We start from the raw sequence: 24,210 nt of genomic DNA on the forward strand, positions 1-24,210 counted from the left end.
GCAACCTACACGTACACGCGCGGCAGCCTGTGGCTGAATGCGATGGCAAGCTCGTGCTCGATGGTATGCAGGGTGTATGCCATCTCGGTGATGGTGGTAACGGCATCGCCCTGCTGCCCCACGACGGTAACCACGTCGCCAATTTGCGGATCGAGACGGCGGCGCGTACCGTACGTGCGCATGTCCACCTCGAACATACACTGGTCCATGCAAATATTGCCAACCTGCGGCACATAGGTACCGTCGAGAATGAAGTTCACGCGACTGGAAAGCGCGCGATTCAGACCGTCGGCATAGCCAATGGGTAGCGTGCAGATCTTCACGCTACCGGTGCTGCGGTAATTCAGACCGTAGCTTACGCCCTCGCTCATGGGCACCTGCTTGCATTCGGTAATGCGCGCATAGACGCTCATGGCGGGCTTCAGGTTCACCGTGCCACGCGTTTCGTTGCACGGATGAAAGCCATACAGGGAAATGCCCAGGCGCGCCATGTCGAAGTGCGTTTGGGGATAGCGCAGCAGTGCGGCGGAATTAGCCGCGTGCACGGTGCCGGGGTCGATGCCCGCAACACGCAGCGCGTCGATGGCCTCGGTAAAGCGATGCACCTGAATGGTGAAGTCGATGTTTTCCGGCATGTCGGCCGTGGCGAAATGGGTAAACGTACCCACCTGCTCCAACGCGCGGTGGAAGCTCACCGTGCGCTCGAAGTCGATGATTTCCTCGGCACGCACGCCAATACGGTTCATGCCCGTATTCACGGCCAGGTGGAACGGGGCCTTCATGCCATGCGCATCGGCCATTTCGGCATACGCCAGGGCGAATTCCGGCGTGTAGACCGCCGGCATGATGTGATACCCCAGAAGCAGCGGAATGGAAGAAGCGGGAGGCTCGGCCAGCACCAGAATGGGCGCATGGATGCCCGCCTTGCGCAGCTCGACGCCCTCGTCGACAGTGGCCACCGCCAGCTCGTCGGCGCCGCTATTCAACGCGGTGCGCGCCACGCGCACGGCACCATGACCGTAGGCGTCGGCCTTCACAACCGCCATAAGGCGGCAACCCGGGCGCAAGCGACGCTTCGCCTCGAGCACGTTATTGCGAATGGCGGAAAGGTCGATTTCCACCCATGCCCAACGACGGCCGGACGAAGGCATTTCGTCGAGCTTCTCCAAATCGAAGGGCACTTCCCCATGGGGACTGCTCGCTTCGGCCGAACGAGAATACTGGAAGCTGCTCTTCTTCCGGTTGAAGCCGGTAAATCCATTCAACGGTTCTTCGTGCGCCACAACATGCCTTTCTTTCATATGGAGGTTTCAGTATAGCGCGCTACGCGCGTGGCACGCCGCGCCCACACGTGAGCAACACGTGAGTTACCGCACTCCGTCAAACGCGAGCATTATTCCCGTATTTGGATTATGATTGCACGAATACAAAGGAGCGGCACCTGCCGCCAATGAAAGGAATCCCATGTTCGACGGACTCATCTCCCCGAACCGCAACGACGAATGCTGGTGCGGTAGCGGAAAGAAATACAAGAAATGCCACCTGCGCAACGACGAGCGCATGCAGGAACTCTACGACCAGGGCAACGAAATGCTCTATCGCAGCCTGCTGAAGACACCCGAGGAAATCGAGGGCATCAAGTACTCGGCCGAGGTCAACGTGGGCTCGCTCGACTACGTGGCCGAGCACATCGGCCCCGGCGTCACCACCGCCGAAATCGACAAGTGGGTCTACGACTACTGCATCGAACACGATGCCATCCCCGCCGACCTGGACTACGAAGGCTTCCCGAAGAGCGTCTGCACGTCCATCAACAGCGTGGTCTGCCATGGCATTCCCTCGGAAGACGACGTGCTGCAGGAAGGCGACATCGTAAACGTGGACATGTCCACCATCCGCAACGGCTACTTCAGCGATTCGTCGCGCATGTTCTGCATCGGCGAGGTCAGCCCCGAGCGCAAGCGCCTGGTGGAAGTCACGAAGGCCTCGGTAGAAGCGGGCCTGGCCGCCGTGAAGCCCTGGGGACACCTGGGCGACGTAAGCGCCGCCGTGAACAAGGTGGCCACGGAAGCCGGCTACTCGGTCGTGGCCGAATTCGGCGGACACGGCATTGGCCTGGAATTCCACGAGGATCCGTTCGTGAGCTTCGTGGCCGAGGCGGGTACGGGCCCCATCCTGGTACCGGGTATGTGCTTCACCATCGAACCCATGGTGAACATGGGCGGCGCAGCCATCGACATGAACGACCCAAATGGCTGGACGGTGCGCACCGCCGATGGCAGCGACTCCGCCCAGTGGGAAGTGCAGATCGTCGTCACCGAAGACGGCTACGAGCTGCTCTCCTGGTAATTCGCCCCACACAATCAACCACAGGCGCATTCACGCGAAAGGATTGCCATGCCTGAAATGATTTCCCCCGAAGAGGCTCGCGAGCTGGTGCTTGCGGGCGTACATGCGCTCGACGTCGAGCGCGTTCCCCTGCTCGACGCAGTCGGTCGCGTTGCGGCCGAGCCCGTAACGAGCGACATCGACATCTCGCCCTTCGCCCATTCCGCCATGGACGGCTACGCCCTGCATGCGGCAGAGCTCGAAGGGGCCACGGAAGAGAACCCCGTCACGCTGCGCGTCATCGCCGAAGAAGGCGCCGGCAGCGTATTCGAGGGCACCATCGGCGCAGGCGAGTGCATCCGCATCATGACGGGCGCGCCCCTACCCGAAAGCGCCGATGCCGTCGTGAAGTACGAAATCGTCGGCATTGTGGAAGGCGACGGCAAGACGGGGAGCATCGTTTCGTTCACCGCTCCCACCAAGCCGCGCAACAACATTCGCGAAGCAGGCGAGGAAGCCAAGGCGGGCGAAACGGTCGTGCAGGTGGGCGAAGTCATCAGCGCTGCGGGCATTGGCTTTCTAGCCAGCTGCGGAGCCATGGAAGTGGCCACGTACCGCCGCCCCCGCGTTGCCATCATCGCAACGGGCAGCGAGCTCGTGCCGCCCAGCGAAGTGCCCACGCCCGGCAAGATTCGCAACTCGAACAGCTACGCCATGGCCGCCTGCGTGCAGCAGGCCGGCGGCATTCCCCAGGTGCTCCCCATCGTGGAAGACACCTACGAGGCGCTTGCCGAGGCCGTGCAGGAAGCAGTGAAGACCTGCGATTTCGTAATCACCACGGGCGGCGCCGCGAACGGCGACTATGACTTCATCAAGCCCGTCGTGGATACGCTCGGCGACCTGCGCATGACCACCGTAAACATGCGCCCGGGCAAAGCCCAGACGTTTGGCCTGGTAGACGGCGTGCCAGTATTCGGCCTGCCAGGCAACCCCGCAGCTGCCTACATTGGCTTCCACGTACTCATTCGCCCCGCGCTGCGCAAGATGCAGGGCTACACGCACTTCGAGCACACCAAGGTCATGGCGCGCCTTTCCTGCAACATGAAGAAGAAGGACCCGCGTCGCATCTACACGCGTTCCACCATCGTGCGCGAAGGCGACGACTACGTGGTAACGCCTGCAAAGAATCAGAGCAGTGGCTTGTTCGGGCCCATCCAGCGAAGCAACTGCATGGCCATCATGCCCGAAGGCCTGGAAAGCAAGCAGGCAGGCGACCTGGTAGAATGCCTACTTTTGGACATCCCCGAGGAGTTGGTGCTGTAATGACGAACGCAGAACAGTTCGATCCGCAAGCCGCGGCGCAGGCCGCCCACGCACACGATGCGGCCCACGGCAAGGCGCCTCATCGCCATATTCCGCGCGTGGCCATCGTAACGTGCTCCGACACGCGCACGATCGACCAGGACACGGCAGGCGCCGCGCTCATCAAGCTCATCCTCGCCGAAGGGTGGCACGTGGCAAGCCGTGTCATCGTTCCCGACGACCGCGAGAAGATTGGTCAGGCCATCGTAAACGCAACCGACGCCCTCGACGCCGACATCGTTCTCACCTGCGGCGGCAGCGGACTTTCGCTACGCGACGTAACGCCCGAGGCAACGGCCGACGTATGCGACCGCTACGTTCCCGGTATTGTGGAGGCCATGCGCGCTCACAGCATCGCCATCACGCCCCACGCCATGCTCTCGCGTGCCGTGTGCATGCAGCGCGGGCGTCACCTGGTAATAAATCTGCCGGGCAGCGAAAAGGCAGCCCGCGAGAACTGGGACGGCATCAAGGCCGCCCTACCCCATGCCGTCTCCATGATGGCAGGCGAAGGCCACTAGGCCGCCAAGCCATATCTGTACGCCTAGCGGCTGGACGCATCACGCGCCTAGCCGCTTTTCATATCTTGAACAGGGTGTTTTCCCATTCGGGATAATCCTGGCGTATGTGCATACTTTTTTCCCAAATGGGAAAATAGCGACCGTATTACGAAATTTTTCCCAAATGGGAATAATTTGCCAATCCTGCTATAATTTTCCCAATTGGGATATTTTCGAAACCCACAACCCGAGATTCGAAAAGAAGGCATGCGATGGAGTTCTTCCTACCCGCAAAACCACGTAACGTCGACGGCAAACTCCGCGACGCACAGGATCTGGGCGCAATCATTAGAAAGCGCCGCAAGAAAATAGGCCTTACGCAGGGCGAGCTTGCCGCCGCATGCCACTGCTCCGTGCGCTTCATCAGCGAGCTCGAACGCGGCGAAGCCGGAGGAAACATAAAACAGGTCATCCGCGTGTGCAAGGAAATTGGCATTGACCTCTTTGCGAAAGTAAGGGGCGAGTGATGAAGCTTGCCGTGTATCGAGACAAGGAAGACGGGAAAGAGCTGGTCGGATGCATCGTTTTCGAACGAGGCGCGTACTCGCGTTTTGAATACGACGCATCATACGCTACGAAGGCACGCGAAAAAGGGGAGATCGGCATTTCCGAGCGCCTCCCTCTCTCCGACAAACCCTACGAAGACATCGAGATAGCTCCTTTCTTCCAGGGGCTACTGCCCGAAGGAGAGGTCCTCGCCAACCTCGCAAGCGCATACCAAGTTGCGAGAAACGATTACCTCACGTTGCTCGAAAAGCTCGGCTGCGAAAGCATCGGGGCGCTCACGTTCATTGCCGAGACAGCGGACGCAAGCGATTACGCACCCGACTATCAACCCGTCACCGAGCATGCCATCTCCGAAGCCTCGGAAGACCCCATACGTTTCGCCACCACCGTAGCAAGCGAAACGCGCCTGTCGCTTGCTGGCGCGCAGTCAAAAGTCGCATGGTATCTGCCCGAGGGCCTCAACCCCAACGAAGCGGAAACGGACGATTGGCTCGTCCCGAAAGGCACGGCACCATCAACCCACATCGTTAAGATCTCGCGCAGCGGCGAAGAAGAGCTCGCCCTGAACGAGTTGGCCTGCTCTATTCTTTCAACGTCGTGCGGAATAGAAACGGCCGAGGTAAGTCTTCTCCCCGACATTCCCGGCGCCATCGCCGTGAGGCGATACGACAGAGAATGGATCGAAGAAGGTCGTCTACTGCGACTCCACCAGGAGGACATCTGCCAGGCGCTTGGGCTTCCGCCCATATACAAATACCAGCCCGAAGGCGTTGATGCGGCTTACATCATGCACGCCTCCGACCTCCTAAGGGACACGGTCGAGCAACCCGTTGAAGACGCAATCGAATTCGCGAAACGACTGGCATTCAACTACGCAGTGGGCAATGCAGATGCGCACCTGAAGAACAGCTCGCTGCTATACGATCGGGAATGGAAAAAGAGGCGACTGGCACCGATGTACGACGTCACGTGCATCCCGCTCAGCGGCTACTCGACGCAAATGCCCTTCGATTTCGGGGCGCATCGCGCCATGGACGACATCGACGAGCGGGACATCATGTCCATTGTGCTTGACGCCGACGTAAGCCTGGCGGCTTTCGACCATGCCATCGAAAGCATCATCAAAGGTTTCGAAACGCCCGCAGTCGAGGGAGCAGACGAAGACACGCAGCGTATGCTAGCGCGCATCATCGAGAACTCGGCACCGAGGATTCAGGTCCTAAAGCGCTATGCAGGCAGGTAAATAACCTACTCCAGGAACGCGCCGGTTTGGCGGTTCCACAGGTTGGCGTATTGGCCGTTCGCCGCAATGAGCTGGTCGTGCGGGCCATCTTCCACGATGCGGCCATGGTCGAGCACCACGATGCGGTCGAGGCTCGCCACCGTGGAAAGGCGATGCGCCACCACAATGGCAGTACGCCCCGCCATGAGCGTTTCCAGGGCATCCTGCACCGCCGCCTCGCTTTCGCTATCAAGCGCGCTCGTGGCTTCATCAAGCACCAGGATCGGGCAATCGGCCAGGATGGCACGCGCGATGGCAATGCGCTGACGTTGGCCGCCGGAAAGCTTCACGCCACGCTCGCCCGTAACGGTATCAAAGCCCTGGGGCAGCTTTTCGATGAATTCGAGCGCATTGGCGCGACGCGCCGCCTCGCGAATCTCCTCGATGGTGGCATCGGGGCGCCCATAGGCAATGTTTTCCGCCACGCTGCGGTGAAACAACAGCGATTCCTGGGGCACGTAGGCAATCTGCCTACGTAGACTCTGCTGCGTCGTGCATGCCACGTTCTGCCCGTCCACCAGAATACGACCCTCCTGGATGTCAGACAGACGCAGCAGCAGTTTCGTGAGCGTGGTCTTGCCCGCGCCGCTCACGCCCACCAAGCCCACGCGCTCGCCAGGCTTGATATGTAGCTCGAACTGATCGAACACCTGCGTGCGCACGCCGCCGTCCTCGTAGAAGAAGTCGATGCCCTCGAAGTCGATAGCCCCTTCCGTAACCACGAGCGGTTGGGCATTGGGCACGTCGTCTACCAGACGCGGCTCGTCGAGCACGGCGGTCATGCCGCTCGCATCGCCCAAGGCACGGTTCAGGCGCTGCAGGCCCGTATTGATGAAGTTGAACTGGTTCGTCACCGTATTCGTGTAGGTGAACATCATGACGAGCGTACCAGCGGAAATGCCGAACCATGCGTTGCCGCCCGCAATGAACACGGTGACGACGCTCATGATGACCACCGTAATGGCCGCCGTGACGATGCCACGCATCAGCGACGAATGCATGCGCTTGCTATCGCGCGCCACCACTTCCCTGTTATAGCGATCGAACAGGCCGCGCTCGTACTCCTCGCGCCCGTACGTCTTCACGGCCAGGATGTTCGCCACCGAGTCGGAAAGCTCGCCCGAGAGCTGGTTCTGCGCACCGGCGGCCTCTGCGTTCAGATGCAAGATGCGCTTGTACATGTAGTACGAAATGAGCGCATATGCCACGAGCAGTACCATGAGAATCGCCACGTACAGGGGCACGCGCGGAATCAGAATAGCGCACGTCATCACGATGGAAATGACCACGGGCATAAAGGGGAACATAAGCGCTTCGAGCAGCTGGTTATACGCATTCATAAACTTGGTAGTCTGAGACACGAGCGTTCCGCCAAACCGATTGGAATGGAACGACATGCTCTGATGGCACAGCGCGTCGAAGCACACGGTAGCCAAGTCGTAGCTCACGGCAATCTCGAGCTTCCACAGCGCATAGTCCTGCAGCTTGCTGCAAGCCTGGCCCACCAGGTTTATGGCAATGAGGGCCAGCACGTAGGGGCCAAACACGGAAACCAAGTCCTCCGCCGCAACGGCGCCAGCGCTTACGCGGTCGACGATAAGGCTCATCACATAAGGGTTTCCATAGGAAAGCAAGGCGTGAAAGCCAATAGTCGCCAGCACGAGCGTAAGGAAGAATCCCATATGCTTGCGCGTAGCGAGCCAATAGTAATGAAGCGTTCTCCTGGTAACCGACTGCGAACGAGCCATGGTGACCGCCTTTCAAACCCCAAACACCATGCAAACCCGCACAGCGTACCGTACATATCGAATGAAGCACGAAGCCAGATGCCGCGTGCCCATATTTCCCACTTTGGAAAGAGGCGACCGAAGAATGGCGGCATAGCTTGTGATAGTCTGCTAACCACTGTATACGCGACAAAGGACATCCATGGCAAAGCAAGCACCTGTAACCGAAGGGTTAACGCACAACGACACCCACGCCAAACGCGACAGCTTTCGCTCGCGCAGGGGCTTCATCCTGGCATGCATTGGCTCGGCTGTGGGCATGGGCAACATCTGGCTGTTCCCCACGCGCGTTTCCGCATATGGCGGCGGCACGTTCCTCGTGCCGTACCTCATCTTCGTCGTGCTGATCGCCTCCACGGGCGTCATGGGGGAAATGGCCTTCGGCCGTGCCACGCATAGCGGGCCGGCAGGGGCATTCGGCTTCGCCATCCGCGAGCGCTTCGGAGCCGCACGCGAAAAGTACGGTCGCGCGCTGGGGCTGTTCCCCGTCATCTCGTCACTGGCCATGGCCATTGGATACACCGTTGTGGTGGGCTGGATCCTGTTCTATGCCGTGCAATCCATTACGGGCGGCATGGTCGGCATGCAGAGCGCGCAGGAGTTTGGCGGCCTCTTCGAAGGCGTGGCAGCCGACAACACGCTCTGGCAGGTTGCGGCGCTCATCATCGCGTTCGGCATCGTGTCCTTTGGCATCGGGCGCGGCATCGAATCGGCCAACAAGGTCATGATGCCCCTGTTCTTCCTGCTCTTCGTCGTGCTGGCCGTCTACGCCGCGATGCAGCCCGGCTCTTCCGCAGGCTACGCCTACCTCTTCACGCTCGACCCCGCTGGCTTGGCCGACCCCATGGTATGGGTATTCGCCCTGGGCCAGGCGTTTTTCAGCCTTTCGGTAGCGGGTAGCGGCACGCTTATCTATGGTTCGTACCTCAGCGACAAGGAGGACATCCCCAACAGCGCCAAGTACGTCGCCATCTTCGACACCTTGGCGGCCATCCTGGCCTCCCTCGTAATCATCCCAGCCATGGCATCCGCCGGGCAGACGCTCTCGTCGGGCGGCCCGGGCCTGCTATTCATCTACCTACCCACCCTCTTCGCCGGCATGCCCATGGGCAATGTCGTTATGGTGATCTTCTTCGTGGCCGTGCTCTTCGGCGGCCTTAGCTCGCTTATCAACCTCTACGAGGCGCCCATCGCCACACTGCAGGAACGCTTCAAGCTGAAGCGCACGATGGCCTGCCTCATCATTGGCATCATCGGGCTCGTCGTGAGCCTGGTCATCCAGCAGATCGTCTCGCCCTGGATGGATGTCTGCTCGGTCTACCTGTGTCCCATTGGCGCCGCCATGGCGGGCATCATGTTCTTCTGGCTGCTGGGCGGCGACTTCGTAAAGAGCCAGATGAACAAGGGCAGGAAAAAGCTCCTCTCGCCCCTGTTCTTCTCGCTCGGGAAATACGTCTACTGCTTCGTGACGCTCTTCGTGCTTATCGCCGGCTCCATCTTGGGCGGCATCGGCTAGGAAGCCGCGCCTTCGAAAGCAACCACGCGATCGCACAGGCGCTCGGCCAGGTACGCGTTGTGCGTAATAACCAGCACGCCCATGCCGCGCTCTTCGGCCAAGTCCATGATGGCCTCCCATATCTGCGCCTGCGTAACCACGTCGAGCATCGTGGTGATCTCGTCGCAGACGAGAATGCGCGTCTGAGGCGCAAGCGCGCGCATCACGCAGAAACGTTGCAGCTCACCACCGGAAAGCTCGTTGGGAAAGCGCTTTTTCCACGCAGGCTCGATGCCGAAGCGCTCACGCAGCTCCGCAGGGGGATCCCACGACTCGAGCAGCGTCTTGCCCAGGCGCCAGCGCGGGTTCACCGCCCGTTCCGGATGCTGGTGGACCATCTGCACGGGCAGAAACCCAGTCGAGGGCAAAAGACGCGCCTCGTTCGGCAACGCATCCGCGTTATCCCACGTCACACGACCGCTGTCAGGCTTGAGCAAGCCGCATAGCACGCGAGCAAGCGTGCTCTTCCCGCAACCGCTAGGACCAAAGAGAGCAACCTTCTCGCCTTCGGCAATCTGAAAATCGACATGGCTTAGAATGGGCTCGCTCGCATGGTAGGCGAACGAAACGTCATGCGCACTAAGAAGCATGATGGCACCTCACTTCCCCGCCACGCAGGGGGCGCAAGGGAACGGCGCCCTGCAAGCATTCCGACGTGGCCTGGGGGCATCGATCCGCATACAAACAGCCCGCGGGCAAGTTACCCGCATACGGCTGCGTACCAGACACGGGCGTGAATCCGTTCTGCGGAAGGGCACGCCACAACGCCTTGCTATACGGATGGCGAAGCGCTTCGGGATGCTCGCGAAAATCAGCCGCCGGCGCCACTTCCAACGTAGAGCCCGCATAGAAGACCACTACGCTATCGGCAACATCGTAGGCCAGGTCCAGGTCGTGCGTGATGACGACCACGGCTTTGCCGTTATCGGCCAAGGCCCGGAACTCCGACATGGCCTGCACGGCCATGTCATGCGTAAGGCCCGGCGTGGGTTCATCGGCTATCACGACCTCGGCATCCTCGATAAGCGCCGTGGAAAGCAACACGCGGCGCGACATGCCACCTGACAGCTCGAAGGGATACATGCGCTCGGCCCGTTCGGGCAAGCGATAGCGCTTGAACAGCGCGCGCTGGCCTTCCCGCGTTCCACGCGTACCCCGTACCTGAGCGCCCGCGCGCATAAGCGGGTCAAGGCACTCGACCGACTGGGGGACAAAGGCGATATGCGTGCCACGTAGCTGTTCCTGCACTTCGGACGTCATATCCACGCCTCGATAGCGGAGCATGCCGGTAACCGTGGCGTTTTCCGGGAGCAGGCCAAGAATGGCGTGCGCGAGCAGGCTCTTCCCCGAACCTGAGGAACCAACCACGGCCACGATCTGTCCCGCATGGGCCGTAAGCGACAAATCGCTGATCGTCTGCAACGACGTACGATGCAACCCACGCCCATACCGCTCGAAGCGAATGCTCAGGTCGCGCACTTCCAGCATGGGGGCGTTTTCGTCCCACTGCGATTCCAAAAGTCCCATGCGAACTTCAGCTATCCTCTTCATCATGGTCCTATCCTTGCGCCGTATGCGGGTCGATAAGGCGCTTCACGTCGTCACCCAGGGCGTACACGAGCAGCACGATGAGCACCATCATGAGGCCAGGGAAAAACGCAAGCCACCACGCGCCCGTGACGATGTACTTCATCGACTCGGAAAGCACCGCGCCAATGGCGGGCGAATCGAGCGGAAGGCCAAAGCCCAGAAACGTCAGCGCGCTCTCATGCAGAATCGCATGGGGGAACAGCAAAATGGTGCCCACGATGAACTGGGGCATAACGCTGGGGAACACATGATGCACGGCAATCCACGTACCGCTCTTGCCCATTGCACGCGAAGCATGCACGTAGTCGGACGTGCGAATGCGCAGCACCTCGGCGCGAATGAGACGCGTAAGCGATGGCCAGTGCGAAATGGCCACAGCCACGATGACGCCCCATGCCCCGCCACCCAGGGCAAACGAGATGAGGATGAGGAGCACCAGGTGAGGCACCGCCATGAACAGGTCGCAGAGCCACAGCACCGTACGATCGATTACGCCACCATAGATGGCGGAAAGCGAGCCCAGCACCAAGCCAATGCCACCGGAAACAACCGAGGCGGCAATGCCAATGAGAATGGAAATGGCCAAACCGCGAATGGTGCGGCAGAACATATCGCGCCCCAGGTAATCGGTGCCAAACCAGTGTTCCATACTGGGCAGCAGGGACTTCTGCGCATAATCGGGCGCATACGCCGAATCGGGCATGGCAAGGCCTGCGACCAGAACGCCCAGCAGGATGCAGCCCAGAACGCACGCAAGCGCAATGGCACGCCTACGACGGTTGCCCCGCGTACGAGCACGTACGATAACGGGAGCGGCAGGTCGGGAGATAGCGCATTCGCTAGCCATCGATGGCCTCGCTTCCTCGCCTGATGCGCGGATCCACCACGCCGTAAAGCACATTCGCCAGCAAGTTGCCGAAGAACACGAACAGGGCAGCCACCAGAGCCACGCCCAACAACAGCGGAACATCGCCCGCAAGCGCCGCCTCGACGGCGGCATTGCCCAGTCCGGGATAGGAAAATACCTGCTCGGCAAGAATGGACCCACCGAAAATCTCGGAAATGGACGCGCATTGCAGCGTAATGGCCGGCAGCGCGATATTGCGCAGCACATGACGGCGCGCAAACTGGGTACGAGACTCGCCACGCGCACGCGCGAACAAGGCATAGTCGCTCTCGCACGCCTCGATGGCCTTTTCGCGCGTCTGCAGGGTGATGGACGCAATGCCCGTAACGGAAAGCACGAGCGCCGGCAAGAACAGATGCCAAAGACGATCGCCGATGGTAACGTCCTGGGCCAACACGCCCGCCGAACTCGCAAGCCCCATGGGGAACCAGCCCAGCTTCACCGAGAAGACCACAAGGGCCAGCAGGGCAAGCCAGAACGTAGGCGCTGCCGCCATGGTGAGGCAAAACCCCTTTACCAAACGGTCGAGCGCGCTATCGCGACGCATGCCGCACACCATACCCAAGGCAAACCCCAGCACGCCAGAAAAAACCCAGGCCGTACCCATAAGCGCCAACGAGGTAAGGGAACGTTCGGCAAGCACATCGAGCACGGGGCGCTGATAGATAACGGAAACGCCCCAGTCGCCCGTAAGCACACCGCCAATCCAACGCAGGTATCGCTCAACGGGAGGGTCGTTGAAGCCCCAATGCGCCGCTATGGCGTCGAGCTGCTCTTGGGACAAATGATTCTCGGAGCCCGCATAAGCCTCCACAGGATCGATGGGAGCGGCATTGGCCAAAGCAAAGCTCACGACGCTCACTGCAAGCAGCAGCGTCATGAGCCTTACGGTATTCCCAGCGACGAACTTCGCTCTTGGGGACACTACTTCTCCTTGCCAGTATCATCCGAAGAGGAGCCAGACTTGGCCTCTTCCTCTTCCAGGCGCTGCTCTTCCCACATCCACTCTTCCAGGTTGCCCACGATAGGCCAGCCATGTCCGTGGGGATGCACGGGCTGCTCGCCCAAGTACAACCCATTACGCACGAAGTAGGTATGGTCGATGGAGACGAGCCAGATGAAGGGCATGTCGCCGTTTTCGCTTTCGGGGCCAGTGGTTCCATCCCACTGCACCTTCTGCCATTCGCTCAGCGAAAGAGCATCGTCGGTGGTGTCGAGCGCGCTATGAATATGCTGGTCGACGGTAGCATTCTCGTACTGGGCATGATTGTACGAGCCCGTGGAGCTGTAGTATCCAACCAGGTCACCCGAGGGATCCCAATCGCCCGTGCCCCAGCACGTAGGCACGTTTTCAGACTGGGCCTTGCAATCCGACCAAAGCGCAGACGTGGCATTAATCTTGATGCCGAGCTTCTGCGCCTGCTGGGCAAACGCCTCGGCGATGTTGTAGCGCTGCATGTCGTCGGTACGACCCGTAATAGAGAACTCGGCGCGCACGCCATCCTTTTCGCGAATGCCGTCGGAGCCTTCCTTCCAGCCCGCGTCATCCAGGAGCTTCTTGGCCTCATCCAGGCGGCCATCCTTGTAGCTGCACGCACTGTTTGCCCAGGGGACACCCGTGATGAGCGCCGTGGTAGGCGTGCCAATGCCGTTAAGGGCACCCTCCACAATAGCCGAGCGATCGACGCCAATGTTCAGCGCCTTTCGAATGGCCTTGTCGCACGTGACGTTGTTGCCAACCGTCTTACCATCCTTCTGAGATTCCGCAGCCGTGGGCAAATTGAAGCCGCGCGTGTCCATGGTATCGAACGTGCGAAGCGTCATGCCGTTTACCGAGCTGGTGGCGTATTCGGGTTGCACCATGGCAACGTCGAGCTCGCCCGACTGCGCATGCGCGAGCGAGGTCTCGCCATCCAGGAATAGCAGCGTAATGCGGCGGAACGGCGAAATCGTGCCGTAGTAAAACTCGTTCGGCGAGATGATGATCTGCTGGCCCGCATCCCACTGATCGAGCTTGAAGGGGCCACTGCCGATGGGATCGCTACGATACGTCTGCTCGTTGTAGAGCTTCTCGGGAACGATACCCAGCTTCGCCGTAACCTGAGGGAAACTAGAATACGGCTCGCTTAGGCGGAACACGACCGTATAGTCGTCCTCAACGCTAACCTCGGCAACCTTCGAAAGGTCGATCGTGGAAGCCCCGTTATCGCGCGCCGTAAGGTACGAGAAGGCTACATCACCAGCAGTAACGTCGCTGCCGTCGGAAAAACGGGCGTTCTCACGCAGCGTGAACGTGTATTCCAGGCCGTCGCTGGAAACGCTCCACCCCGTGGCAAGGTCGGGGTTAAGCTGCATATCGGTATCGAATTTCAGCAGACGCGACTGGAACAAGATATACGAGCCGTTATAGCCCCACCCCGTAAGCGGATCGAAGCCATCTTCGGGCTCGGACCCCACGTAGATGGTAAGCGTATCGGGAAGCGACTCGGAAGAAACCGGGGTCTCTTCGCGGCTGCAACCCGCAAGAATCCCCGCTGCTCCACCCATGGCCGCAAGGGCGCTCGCCGCAGCGGCACCCCTCAGAAAACCTCTTCTGGAAATAAACGCACTGCCATTCCCCATGTCCACTCCCTTGTGTGCACGTGTTACATTAGACTAATCCGTAACACGTATTATTCACGCTGTTCGCGTACCGTCAATAGACATTTTGATCAAATTCGTCTCTCTTTCGGCAACGTACGAAAGAGAGCACGTTCCTCGGGAAAAATAACCTCTGGGTAGCACTTGCATTCCCCCATACGGCCCCGTGCTAGCATGGGCGGGCAGACATTCCAACGGAAGGAAATCCATGGACGACCACAAGCGTTCGTACTATCGAAATCTTTCGCAAACCCTCGTTAAGAAATTCGCCCGGCGCGGCATCGACGCACTCTACTGCGACACCGCCGCCGAAGCGAAAGACGCCGTTCTAGAGCTCATGCCCAGCGGCTCGTCCGTCACGTGGGGCGGCTCGATGTCCATCGAACAGGCGGGCATTCTCGACGCCGTTCGCGAAGGAAACTACAACATTATCGACCGCTCGGACAAGGGCCCCGGCGAAGACCCGCGTATCATGCTCAGCAAGCAGATGATGGCCGACTACTTCCTCATGAGCACCAACGCGTTCACGCGCGACGGCGAACTGGTGAACATCGACGGCATGGGGACACGTCTGTGCTTTTTGGTGGCGGGCCCCGCGCACGTTATCGTGGTCACCAGCATGAACAAGATGACGCGCGACGTGCCTTCCGCGCTGCAGCGCATCCACGACCAGGCCACGCCCCCGAACTGCGTACGCCTGAACATTCCCACACCGTGCGCGGCAACGGGCGCCTGCGGCGATTGCCACGGCGCAAACACCATCTGCTGCCAAGAGGTCATCACGCGTCACAGCCGCGAGCCCCATCGCATCACCGTGGTGCTCGTAGGCGAAGAGCTGGGCTACTAGCGGCCAGCGCACACGCCGGAACTCGGTTACAAGGCATAACGAAAGCGGCCCGCTCGATTGAGCGGGCCGCTTGGCTTTCAGGCTAGGAACGCACGCAATGACGGCGATTAATCCTGGTTGGCGTCCTTCTTCTTGCCGTGGGCAAGGGCGCATGCGCTAACGGCACCGGAAAGCGCGATGAGCGCGATGACGTTGGGGATAACCATCAGCTGGTTGAACATGTCGGCCAGCTCCCACACCAGGTCGTTCGAGAGGATGGAGCCCATGAAGATGAACACGAGGGCGATAACGAAGAACGGGATGACGCCCTTCTTGCCGAACAGGTATTCCACGTTCAGGCGAGCGAACAGGTTCCAGGACAGAATCGTGGAGAACGCGAAGAACAGCAGGCAGATGGCCACGAACGCATTGCCGAAGCCGGAGCCGAAGAACGAGCTGAACGCAGCCTGGGCCATGTTCGTCTTATCGAGGCCCACCAACGCAGCAACGTCGGCCGGATCGCTGCCAGCGGCGGCGGAGGCGAATGCCTGAGCCAGCGCGCCATCGCCCACGTACAGCGTACTGATAACAACCAGGGCCGTCATGCTAACCACGATGATCGTGTCCACGAATACGCCGATCATGGCAACGACACCCTGATCGTGAGGATCGCTCACGTTTGCCATGGCATGCGCATGAGGCGTGGAGCCCATGCCAGCCTCATTGCTGAACAGGCCGCGCTTGGCGCCCTGCGAAAGCGCAGCGATGATGCCGAACGTCACGCCACCCATGCTCGCCTGCGGGTTGAACGCGCATTCGAAGATAAGCTGGAAGGCGGGGATGATGTTGCCCGCATTCATGATGAGCACGACCAGGCCGCCCAGCAGGTAGAGCACGGCCATGATGGGCACGAGCTTTTCCGTGACGGAGGCGATGCGCGAAAGGCCGCCAATGAGGATGACGCCGGCAACGATCACGATGACAACGCCAACGACCCAGGTGGGGATGGCGAATGCCGTGCTCATGGTGCTGGCGATGGAGTTCGACTGCACCATGGAACCCATGAAGCCGAGCGCCAGGATGATGGCCACGGCGAAGAAGCCAGCCAGGATCTTGCCGCCATTGCCCTTGAACGCCGTGGTGATGTAGTACGCAGGGCCGCCATGCACGGTACCGTCTTCGTCGACGCGACGGGTCTTCTGCGCAAGCACGGCTTCGGCGTAGTTGGTGGCCATGCCCAGCAGGGCGATAATCCACATCCAGAAGATAGCGCCCGGGCCACCGATGAGGATGGCGCCACAAGCGCCCACGATGTTGCCCGTGCCTACCTGGGCGGCAACGGCAGTAGCCAGCGCCTGGAACGAGCTGATGCCGCTCTTGGACTTACCGCCACGCAGGCTAAAGCCGCCGAACATGCGACGCCAGCCCTCGCCAAAGCAGCGAAACTGCACGGCGTGGGTCTTCACGGTGAAGAACAAGCCCGCGCCAATGAGCATGATGATCAGGATGTAATTCGAGAGATACGAATTGATCGTTTCCACGATTGGGAGCAGCACGGCTTCCATAAGAGATGAACCTTCTTTCTTTCGCGACACCTTGCGCCACCGAGAAGGTCCTTATGTGCACCGAAGAAGCGGTTAGAGTTCACCCCGTAACCGCCATCTTTGTGTACGCTCTGTCCGTTTGCCTGAGAGATTGAGCCGTTTCCAGCCTTGCACCTTCGGCACTCATAAAGAGATTCTCCAGAGTTTCCTCGACCTTCGGTTTCTTGCGATTCCAAAGGCTTCACCGGAAAGATGGTGAGGTCACTATAGACTATCGCACGCTAAAGTACAACGAGAATTTTCGAAAATAAGGAAAGCCTGACAAAGCAGGGGCTCCAATGCGCGGCCGGCAAGCGCCACGCAACACCCCGAGTGCTATAATCACGCCTGTATTCACACGATTGACCTGGGAAGAAACGAGGTTGCTATGCCCACCAGAGAACAACGCCAGCAAGAAGCAGCCAAGCACATAGCATTCGTGAAGACGGTCTTCGGCAGCGAGACGAAGGAAAGTATCGCCAACGCCGTGGTGTACGAAGACGGCGAAGGACGCGAGCTCGAATTGCCCGAGCCCGCATTCGAATCCACCGCGACGCGCGTAAGCAGCGCCTTCCCCGCAACAGTCGTGTTCGACTCGCAGAGCAAGACGGGCGTTATCGACGCATGCTCGTTCACGCGTCCGGGCGGCAACTACGAAGACGGCGCCTTCGGCCCCGAGCAAGCGCTTTGCGCCGATAGCAACCTCTACCCCATTCTGCAGGGGTGTAAGAAGACGTTCTTCGACGGCAACCGCGGCTACGAATGCAGCATGCTCTTCACCGACCGCGCGCTGTTCCTGCCCGACGTGATGTTCGTGCGCAACGGCGTCATGAAGAAGGCATCGGTCGTGGCCATTGCGGCACCCAACCGCACGCGCGCCCTGGAAAACCACCGTTCAGAACGCGAATGCGATGCCAACCTGGCCAATCGCATCGAAGCGCAGCTGCGCATAGCCGCTGCACAGGGCATTGAGACCCTCGTGTGCGGGGCGTTCGGATGCGGCTCGTACGGCAACGACCCGGCATTCGTGGCGCAAACTTATCGCACGTGGATCGACGCGCATCCGGGCGCGTTCAAGGAAGTAGTATTCGCCGTTCCGCGCTCGGCTATCGAGGCATTCGAAGCAGCATTCGGGGCACCTCAACCCGCAGAAGAAGAGCCGCAAGCCGCCACGGAGGAAGAGGAACGCGACACGGAAGACTGGCGCACCATCGACCTGCCCGAAGGCATTACCCTCCGCTAGCTCAGCGCGCAACTAAACAGCAAAGCGGTCTCCATGGAGGAGGCCGCTTTTTGTATATCGCCCCACGCGCATGGAACGGCAAGAAGCGATTATTCGGACCCCTGGGGCAGCTGCCCCGTCCAGCCCGGCAAGCCAAACGTGGAATGTGGCACAGCGCCCGTCCATTCGCACACGCGCGCAACCATGCCCTGCACGTCGAGCACGCCATAGGCAAAGCCCTTGCGAATGAGCTCGTCGGGCACGTACGTGTCGTACTTTTCAAATACCGGCACTTCCCCGCCATACAGCAGGTCCATAGGCGAAAAGCCCGCGCTTACATGGCGCGCCAGCACCTGCCAGAATTCCTCTTCCGAAGCATCCATGCGGAACTGCAAGAAATAGGGACGCGAGGAATCGAGGCCCTTCAAATGCAACTCGTCGGCGCAAATGCGCTTCAGAAAGCGTTCGAGCGCCAGGAACGCATAGCTGCCCAGCCAGGGGAAGAGCCCCCACATGTTGCCGCCCAGGTTCACAAGCGGATGCTCGAGCATGCCAGCGGCATGAGCCGTGGCGCGCGCTTGACGCAAACGGGCCTGGGCATTCCCCATGACGTAGGGATACATGGCATCCTCCTGGAGCACTTGGCGCATGCGCTCCAGGATGCGCGTGTGAATATCGCCCGGGCATTCCCCGAAGTACGCGGGAACCTGCCCCTTCACGAGCGTGCAATACACCAGGTGGCGATGATGGTCGACTTCTTCCACCAGCCACGTGCGCCCCGCAATGGCAATCTTCTCTCCCATGGGCGGCGGCTGCACGATGGTGCCCAGCTCTTGCGATTCACTGCGCACGGTGTATTCCTCGCTTTCCTGGAATACGCCGTAGAATCGGAAGTTGTTCACCACGCGCTCGCCCGCCAACCCCACGATAAGGCCGCCCAGTTCGGTAACTTGTACCTGGTCGGTTTCCACCAAATGACGCAGCAAGACGCGATAGTCTTCGGCGGAAACGTTGCGAAACGGAGAGAGCGTAAGCACGCGACCCGCCAGTTCGGCGGGCGTCATTTCCCCACCCGAAGCAAGCGTGGAAAGCGTTTGATGGTAGAGCAGGCTGAAGGGCAGCGCATGGGGACGCGGAGGCTCCACCCAGCGTTCTTCCAGGTACAGTTGAACGAGGGCGATGCCCTGCAGCAATTTCCACGGAATGGTTTCGCCCAGCAGCGCACGAGGCTCGGGGCGGTCTTCGCGCATGACGAACCACATTTCGCTGGGCTGTCCCCGGCGGCCGGTACGGCCCATACGCTGCAAGAACGCCGACACGGTAAACGGGGCGTCGATCTGAAAGGCACGTTCCAGCCGCCCGATGTCAATACCCAGCTCGAGCGTGGCGGTGGTAACGGTGGTGAGCTGCAGGCTCTCGTCGCGCATGGCATCTTCTGCCGTTTCCCGATACGACGTAGACAGGTTGCCATGGTGGATGAGGAAACGGTCGGGCTCGCCTTGGGCCTCGCAATACGAGCGCAGCGTAGTAGTGACCGCTTCGGCTTCCTCGCGAGAATTCGCGAAGACCAGGCATTTGCGCCCGCGCGTATGCTCGAACACGTAGCCAACGCCCGGATCTGCCGCAGCGGGGGCAACGTCGGAAGGAGCCTCGAACACATAGCCCGCAGCCTGGGCAGCGGGAGCACTGGAAACAGCAAGGTGAGCCTGGTCGCCCGATGGCAGTTCCAGGTCGAATGCAGGAGCCATGGAAATGTCGGAGCCCGCCACATCGTCGTCGACCGCCTGGCGGTCGCTCGTATAGAAGTGTTCCATGGAAAGCCGCCAGCGTTGCCCCTGGTCGCTAATGCGCGGAACCACCGTATCGCGACCTGAACCCGCAGCCAGGAAACGCCCCGCCTGCTGCAGATCGCCCACGGTGGCCGAAAGGCCAATGCGACGCGGCTGCACGCCCGCCGTACGCGCAAGGCGCTCCACCAGGCACATGGTCTGCCCACCGCGGTCGCCGCGCATGAGCGAATGGATTTCGTCGATGACTACAAAGCGCACATCGCCAAACAGGTGAGGAATGGCGTTGTGCTTACGCAGCAACAGGGACTCCAGCGATTCGGGCGTGATCTGGAGCACGCCGCCAGGATGCTTCAGCAGCTTCGCCTTGCGCGAACTGGAGACATCGCCATGCCAGCGCCATACGGGAATACCCGCTTCTTCGCATAGCTCGTTCAACCGACCAAATTGGTCGTTGATGAGCGCTTTCAGCGGGGCAATGTAGATAATGCCAACCGACGAGGACGGCTGCTCCTGAAGCAGCGTGAGCATGGGAAAGAAGGCGGCCTCGGTCTTGCCCGACGCCGTAGACGCCGCCAGCAGCACATTCTGATCGGTATTGAAGATGGCATCGGCAGCAGCCACCTGAACGCCACGCAGAGAATCCCATCCATTGCGATAGATGAAATCCTGAATGAACGGGGCATATCGAGAGAATGCGTCCATGCTACAAGCTAAACTCCGCGAAATCGGACGCCGTGCGTTCGCCAGCGGCCACCCCAGCAGCAGGAAACGCAGGCGCAACCGTCGTGGGGGCGGCAAATGCATCGGATTCCATGAGCCCCTGCAACGTCATGCCCGGATTCTGGTGCAAGATGTCGAGCAGCTCGATGAAATCGCGAATGACCTCGCGCGGGGTGATGTGCGTATGGGCGCCCACGCGCTCGAATTCCGTCTTTATGAACAAGGCCAAGTCTTCGTCGGAAAGGGTGGGCTCATAGCCAAACAGGCCCGCATGAATGTCCTGCAGGCGCCCCGCCAGCACAAGCAGTTCCTCGTACGAAAGCGGCACGAGCTGGATGACGGGAGCAAGCATGTCCTTGTATTGAGCGCCGGCAAAGCGGCCTTCCGCCAAACGGCTTCGCAAGGCTTCGTAACTATATACGCCACGCCGGCGATCTTCCACCGCCTGGGGCGTGCCACCCATGATAATGCCCAGGTAGCGAGCCTTACCCTGCAGCGTGTCGTTATACATGGTGAGAATCTTCTCGTAGTTGTACTGACGCGAGATGGCGTTGGGAATCTTGTAAATGTTCACCAACTCGTCGATGAGCACGAGCATGCCTGCATACCCCGCCTGCTTCAGGAAGCAGGCGAAGAGCTTCACGTACTCGTACCAATCGTCGTCGGTAATGCAAATGCCCACGCCCAGTTCGCGACGCGCTTCCGTCTTGTTGGCGTATTCGCCGCGGAACCACTTCACCACGCGAGCCTTCGTTTCGTCGTTATCTTCCACGTACGAGCGATAGTACATAACGAGCAATTGCGCGAAATCGAACCCGTGAACCATTTCGGAAAGAGCGCCCACCGTTTCGTGAATGCGCGCTTCAACCGCATCGGCAAATGCGGGCGAGCCCACGGCATGCGACGATTCCGCAGCCACGGCACTTTGCACGCCCGAAATCCAACGGTCGAGAATAAGCGTGAGCGCACCACCTTCGGGGCGCGTCTTCGTGGACATGTTGCGTATGAGTTCCTTGTACGTGGCAAGCCCCTGCCCCTGGCCGCCATGCAAGCGGCGTTCCGGGGAAAGGTCGGCATCGATGACCACGAAATTGCGATCCATGGCGTAAGAGCGAATGGTCTGCAGTAGGAAGCTCTTGCCGCTACCGTACTTGCCCACAACGAAGCGGAACGTAGCGCCGCCATCTTGGATGATTTCGACATCGTGCAGGAGGGCATCGATTTCGGCATCGCGGCCCACGGCAATGTACGGCAAGCCCACGCGCGGCACGACGCCGCCCTTCAGCGCGTTGATAATGGTGTTGGCAATGCGCTTGGGCGCCTTCTTCATGCCGAGCGTTCCTTCCGAACAAGTGTTCTACTTTTCATGCATCATACCATGGAAAAAACGTGTGCGAAAGAACACCATTTTCGACTACGCGCAAGCCGAGCAAGCTGCATTACGCCCCGTAAACCAGCTATTGCGTAACGATCGCCGCCCTCCCACCGCATGTGGGGGCTTTGCAATGCCCCCACGGCAACAGATATAATTGATACAACGAATGTAGTAATGGGGGCCAAGAGGGGTTTTGGCTTATGAGGAAGATCCGCATTGGAGACGCGGTGTCTACGCCTGGCGGGCGTCATGGCGTCGTGCGCGGTTTTCCCGACAAGCGAACCGCAAAAGTCCTGCTCTACAACGAAAACGGCAGACCCGACGCCCCGAAGCTCTTCGCAATCGACGAGATTACATACATAAAGCCGCTCAGCGTGACGACAAAGAGCCTCCGTGCGTACTACCGCTTCGAAATACCCCTTGAGGACATCGCTCCCGGCAGCAATCCGCTTGCTGGATACAAGGTTAGCGAGCCCTGCTACGTAACCCTCGATGATGCCATGCGCGCGCTCTTCAACATGCGCGACTGCGCGCTCGACGCCGCCAGCTTCGCTCGATGGGTCGACCCTTACGCCAAGAAAAGCCAGCTACGCGACGCCATCGTCTTCATTTCGGAACGCGAGCACGAACGCGCGTTGGAGCGCAAGGGCGAACTGCCGCCCCATTCCGAGGCGGACATGCTCTACCTGCTACGTACGTGCTACAACGACATCGTCTACGCGGTGACCACGGGGGAAATTGCTGGCAACGACACCTCGTTCCTGGACTACGACCGCATCCTTTCCGACTGCCACAACTTTCGCAGCGGAAAGGGCGACCGCGTAAAGCCCTACCTGTGGTCGCGCGCCGCGCGCACCGCATACGTCATGGGCCTCACCGATGCGCAGCTGGCCAACATGGACAAGCTGCATCACGAAGAATACCGCCGCATCCTGGAAGAGCTCTGCATGGAGGGCCATGCCGGCGCCATGGAGCGCAAGGCATATTCGTGCTACGGAGGCAGCCCCGCATACGAATGCGACTGGGTTACGGCGCGCGACCTGCTTCTCGAGCTCATGGACCGCAAGGACATCTCCGACGAGAAGAAGCGCTTCTTCGCCAATACGCTGGGCTACCTGTTCTACTATGGCCGCTGCAACGACGGCGCACCTCAATACGACCTGGCATTTCGCTACTATTGCATCGGCTTCTTCGGCATGGTGCGCGAATCGGCATACAAGCTAGCCGACATGTATATGAACGGCAAGGGCGTTCCCGAAAACCACCTGGCCGCATACAACCTGCTTACCTGGGCGTTCTCGCGCAATATGGAAGACTTCACGTCGGGCAACCCCGACAACAACTTCGCTGACGCGGCCCTGCGCATGAGCAACGCCTACCGCGACGGCTTGCACGTGGCGCAAGACCGCTTCCACGCCTACGAGCTCATCACCCAGGCGGCATGCGCATTGCGCGAGCGCGCACGCAACGGGTCGCACTACGGCGACGCCATCGTAGCGGCGAACATCGACTACGAGCTCGCCGAACTGCGCATGGAATTCCCCGATGCGGCACCCACGAAATTCCTGAAGAGCCACCATCCCGACCACCTCCTGCAGACATTCGAAAACGGCTACGTGGTGAACGTGGTCATCGAACGCACCAAGAAGGGAATCGCGCTCACCGCGAAGCGCATACCGAAAGCCGACGAGGAACGAGCGCACTTCGTGCTGGTCACGCACCCCTGCCATGGGTACTGCAAGCTGCACGCCACCATCGAGGAGGAGGGCCGCGACATACGGTTCCTGCAGCTTCGGGAGGGCAGCCACTTCCATGCCGACGCGCTACGCCCCTGCGGCAAGAAGAACGGTGCGCCATGCTACGAGTTCCTGCACGAGGGGCGCGTTATCGCCCGCATTGCCTGCAAGAGCTATCGCTTCCGCGTGGACTGGAAAGGCGCCTGGAACGCGCGGCGCCACACCTTCGCACGCGTGGAATTCACGCGTGGCGGCAAGACATACGATTACCTCTGCGATGGCCTGCCCGCCACCAAAGGCTGCCTCGTGGTAGTGGAAGTAAACGGGGTCGAAAAGATCGCGCGCGTCGTGGACCTCATCAGCTGCACGAACAACGAGATGATGCTCGACGCGGCAAGCTATCGGCACGTAGAGCGCCTGGCCATCGGCGGGCACTAGGC

19 protein-coding genes and 1 riboswitch are annotated in these 24,210 nt (G+C 60.3%); of the genes, 9 read left to right on the forward strand and 10 right to left on the reverse strand.

Annotated features, from left to right (window positions below; genetic code table 11):
- Nucleotides 1-5 precede the first annotated feature (5 nt).
- Entirely contained in the window at nt 6-1,283 is a 1,278-nt protein-coding gene (gene alr / locus AAY81_RS08815) for an alanine racemase (protein ID WP_082867958.1), read from the reverse strand.
- A gap of 181 nt (nt 1,284-1,464) precedes the next feature.
- On the opposite strand from alr, the gene AAY81_RS08820 reads away from it, so the two are divergent.
- The 5 genes from AAY81_RS08820 to AAY81_RS08840 all read left to right on the forward strand — a co-directional run bounded on the left by AAY81_RS08820 (nt 1,465) and on the right by AAY81_RS08840 (nt 6,000).
- Entirely contained in the window at nt 1,465-2,349 is an 885-nt protein-coding gene (locus AAY81_RS08820) for a methionyl aminopeptidase (protein WP_066664109.1), read from the forward strand.
- A gap of 48 nt (nt 2,350-2,397) precedes the next feature.
- Entirely contained in the window at nt 2,398-3,651 is a 1,254-nt protein-coding gene (locus AAY81_RS08825; protein WP_066664115.1) for a molybdopterin molybdotransferase MoeA, read from the forward strand.
- Nucleotides 3,651-4,211, forward strand: coding sequence for a MogA/MoaB family molybdenum cofactor biosynthesis protein (locus tag AAY81_RS08830; protein ID WP_082867959.1), 561 nt, complete (start codon nt 3,651-3,653; stop codon nt 4,209-4,211). The genes AAY81_RS08825 and AAY81_RS08830 overlap by 1 nt, the downstream gene beginning before the upstream one ends.
- A gap of 251 nt (nt 4,212-4,462) precedes the next feature.
- Complete coding sequence (locus tag AAY81_RS08835; protein ID WP_066664117.1) at nt 4,463-4,717, forward strand: helix-turn-helix domain-containing protein; 255 nt, start codon at nt 4,463-4,465, stop codon at nt 4,715-4,717.
- Nucleotides 4,717-6,000, forward strand: a complete 1,284-nt coding sequence (locus AAY81_RS08840) for a HipA domain-containing protein (RefSeq protein ID WP_066664119.1) — start codon at nt 4,717-4,719, stop codon at nt 5,998-6,000. Before AAY81_RS08835 ends, AAY81_RS08840 begins: the two co-directional genes overlap by 1 nt.
- 5 nt (nt 6,001-6,005) lie before the next feature.
- Here AAY81_RS08840 and AAY81_RS08845 read toward each other — a convergent pair whose 3' ends face one another.
- The gene (locus tag AAY81_RS08845; RefSeq protein ID WP_066664121.1) at nt 6,006-7,787 is read right to left on the reverse strand and encodes an ABC transporter ATP-binding protein; all 1,782 of its coding nucleotides are present in this window, start codon (nt 7,785-7,787) and stop codon (nt 6,006-6,008) included.
- Between the two features lie 181 nt (nt 7,788-7,968).
- On the opposite strand from AAY81_RS08845, the gene AAY81_RS08850 reads away from it, so the two are divergent.
- Nucleotides 7,969-9,342 (forward strand): sodium-dependent transporter, encoded by a 1,374-nt coding sequence (locus tag AAY81_RS08850; protein ID WP_066664124.1) that lies wholly within the window; start codon nt 7,969-7,971, stop codon nt 9,340-9,342.
- Here the strand turns inward: AAY81_RS08850 and AAY81_RS08855 are convergent.
- Genes AAY81_RS08855 through AAY81_RS08875 form a run of 5 tightly spaced genes read right to left on the reverse strand, consistent with a single transcriptional unit; the run spans nt 9,339 to nt 14,500 of the window.
- A complete protein-coding gene (locus tag AAY81_RS08855) occupies nt 9,339-9,971 on the reverse strand; it encodes an ABC transporter ATP-binding protein (protein WP_066664126.1) in 633 nt (210 codons plus the stop codon). The two genes, AAY81_RS08850 and AAY81_RS08855, sit on opposite strands and share 4 nt — an antisense overlap.
- Nucleotides 9,961-10,935 (reverse strand): oligopeptide/dipeptide ABC transporter ATP-binding protein, encoded by a 975-nt coding sequence (locus tag AAY81_RS08860; RefSeq protein WP_205630827.1) that lies wholly within the window; start codon nt 10,933-10,935, stop codon nt 9,961-9,963. Before AAY81_RS08860 ends, AAY81_RS08855 begins: the two co-directional genes overlap by 11 nt.
- Before the next feature lie 4 nt (nt 10,936-10,939).
- Complete coding sequence (locus tag AAY81_RS08865; RefSeq protein WP_082867960.1) at nt 10,940-11,818, reverse strand: ABC transporter permease; 879 nt, start codon at nt 11,816-11,818, stop codon at nt 10,940-10,942.
- Nucleotides 11,811-12,803 carry an ABC transporter permease gene (locus AAY81_RS08870; protein WP_240480577.1) on the reverse strand — a complete coding sequence of 331 codons (993 nt, stop codon included), beginning with the start codon at nt 12,801-12,803 and terminating at the stop codon, nt 11,811-11,813. The genes AAY81_RS08865 and AAY81_RS08870 overlap by 8 nt, the downstream gene beginning before the upstream one ends.
- The gene (locus tag AAY81_RS08875) at nt 12,803-14,500 is read right to left on the reverse strand and encodes an ABC transporter substrate-binding protein (RefSeq protein WP_082867961.1); all 1,698 of its coding nucleotides are present in this window, start codon (nt 14,498-14,500) and stop codon (nt 12,803-12,805) included. Before AAY81_RS08875 ends, AAY81_RS08870 begins: the two co-directional genes overlap by 1 nt.
- Before the next feature lie 226 nt (nt 14,501-14,726).
- Here AAY81_RS08875 and AAY81_RS08880 point away from each other — a divergent pair, with 226 nt between their 5' ends.
- Entirely contained in the window at nt 14,727-15,365 is a 639-nt protein-coding gene (locus tag AAY81_RS08880) for a lactate utilization protein (RefSeq protein ID WP_066664131.1), read from the forward strand.
- A gap of 107 nt (nt 15,366-15,472) precedes the next feature.
- On the opposite strand, the gene AAY81_RS08885 is transcribed toward AAY81_RS08880, so the two are convergent.
- A complete protein-coding gene (locus tag AAY81_RS08885) occupies nt 15,473-16,909 on the reverse strand; it encodes an alanine/glycine:cation symporter family protein (protein WP_066664133.1) in 1,437 nt (478 codons plus the stop codon).
- Nucleotides 16,910-17,009: 100 nt separating this feature from the next.
- Nucleotides 17,010-17,100: riboswitch (glycine riboswitch) on the reverse strand.
- Nucleotides 17,101-17,315: 215 nt separating this feature from the next.
- On the opposite strand from AAY81_RS08885, the gene AAY81_RS08890 reads away from it, so the two are divergent.
- The gene (locus tag AAY81_RS08890; protein WP_066664135.1) at nt 17,316-18,170 is read left to right on the forward strand and encodes a TIGR02452 family protein; all 855 of its coding nucleotides are present in this window, start codon (nt 17,316-17,318) and stop codon (nt 18,168-18,170) included.
- Nucleotides 18,171-18,259: 89 nt separating this feature from the next.
- On the opposite strand, the gene AAY81_RS08895 is transcribed toward AAY81_RS08890, so the two are convergent.
- Both AAY81_RS08895 and AAY81_RS08900 read right to left on the reverse strand, forming a co-directional pair.
- Nucleotides 18,260-20,641 carry a DEAD/DEAH box helicase gene (locus AAY81_RS08895; protein ID WP_066664137.1) on the reverse strand — a complete coding sequence of 794 codons (2,382 nt, stop codon included), beginning with the start codon at nt 20,639-20,641 and terminating at the stop codon, nt 18,260-18,262.
- Between the two features lies 1 nt (nt 20,642).
- Entirely contained in the window at nt 20,643-21,989 is a 1,347-nt protein-coding gene (locus AAY81_RS08900) for an ATP-binding protein (RefSeq protein WP_066664139.1), read from the reverse strand.
- 245 nt (nt 21,990-22,234) lie between these two features.
- Here AAY81_RS08900 and AAY81_RS08905 point away from each other — a divergent pair, with 245 nt between their 5' ends.
- Nucleotides 22,235-24,208: an SEL1-like repeat protein gene (locus AAY81_RS08905; protein WP_066664141.1), complete on the forward strand. Its 1,974-nt coding sequence runs from the start codon at nt 22,235-22,237 to the stop codon at nt 24,206-24,208.
- Nucleotides 24,209-24,210: the final 2 nt, after the last annotated feature.

The organism is Denitrobacterium detoxificans, from assembly GCF_001643775.1.
GTDB classification, from domain to species: domain Bacteria; phylum Actinomycetota; class Coriobacteriia; order Coriobacteriales; family Eggerthellaceae; genus Denitrobacterium; species Denitrobacterium detoxificans.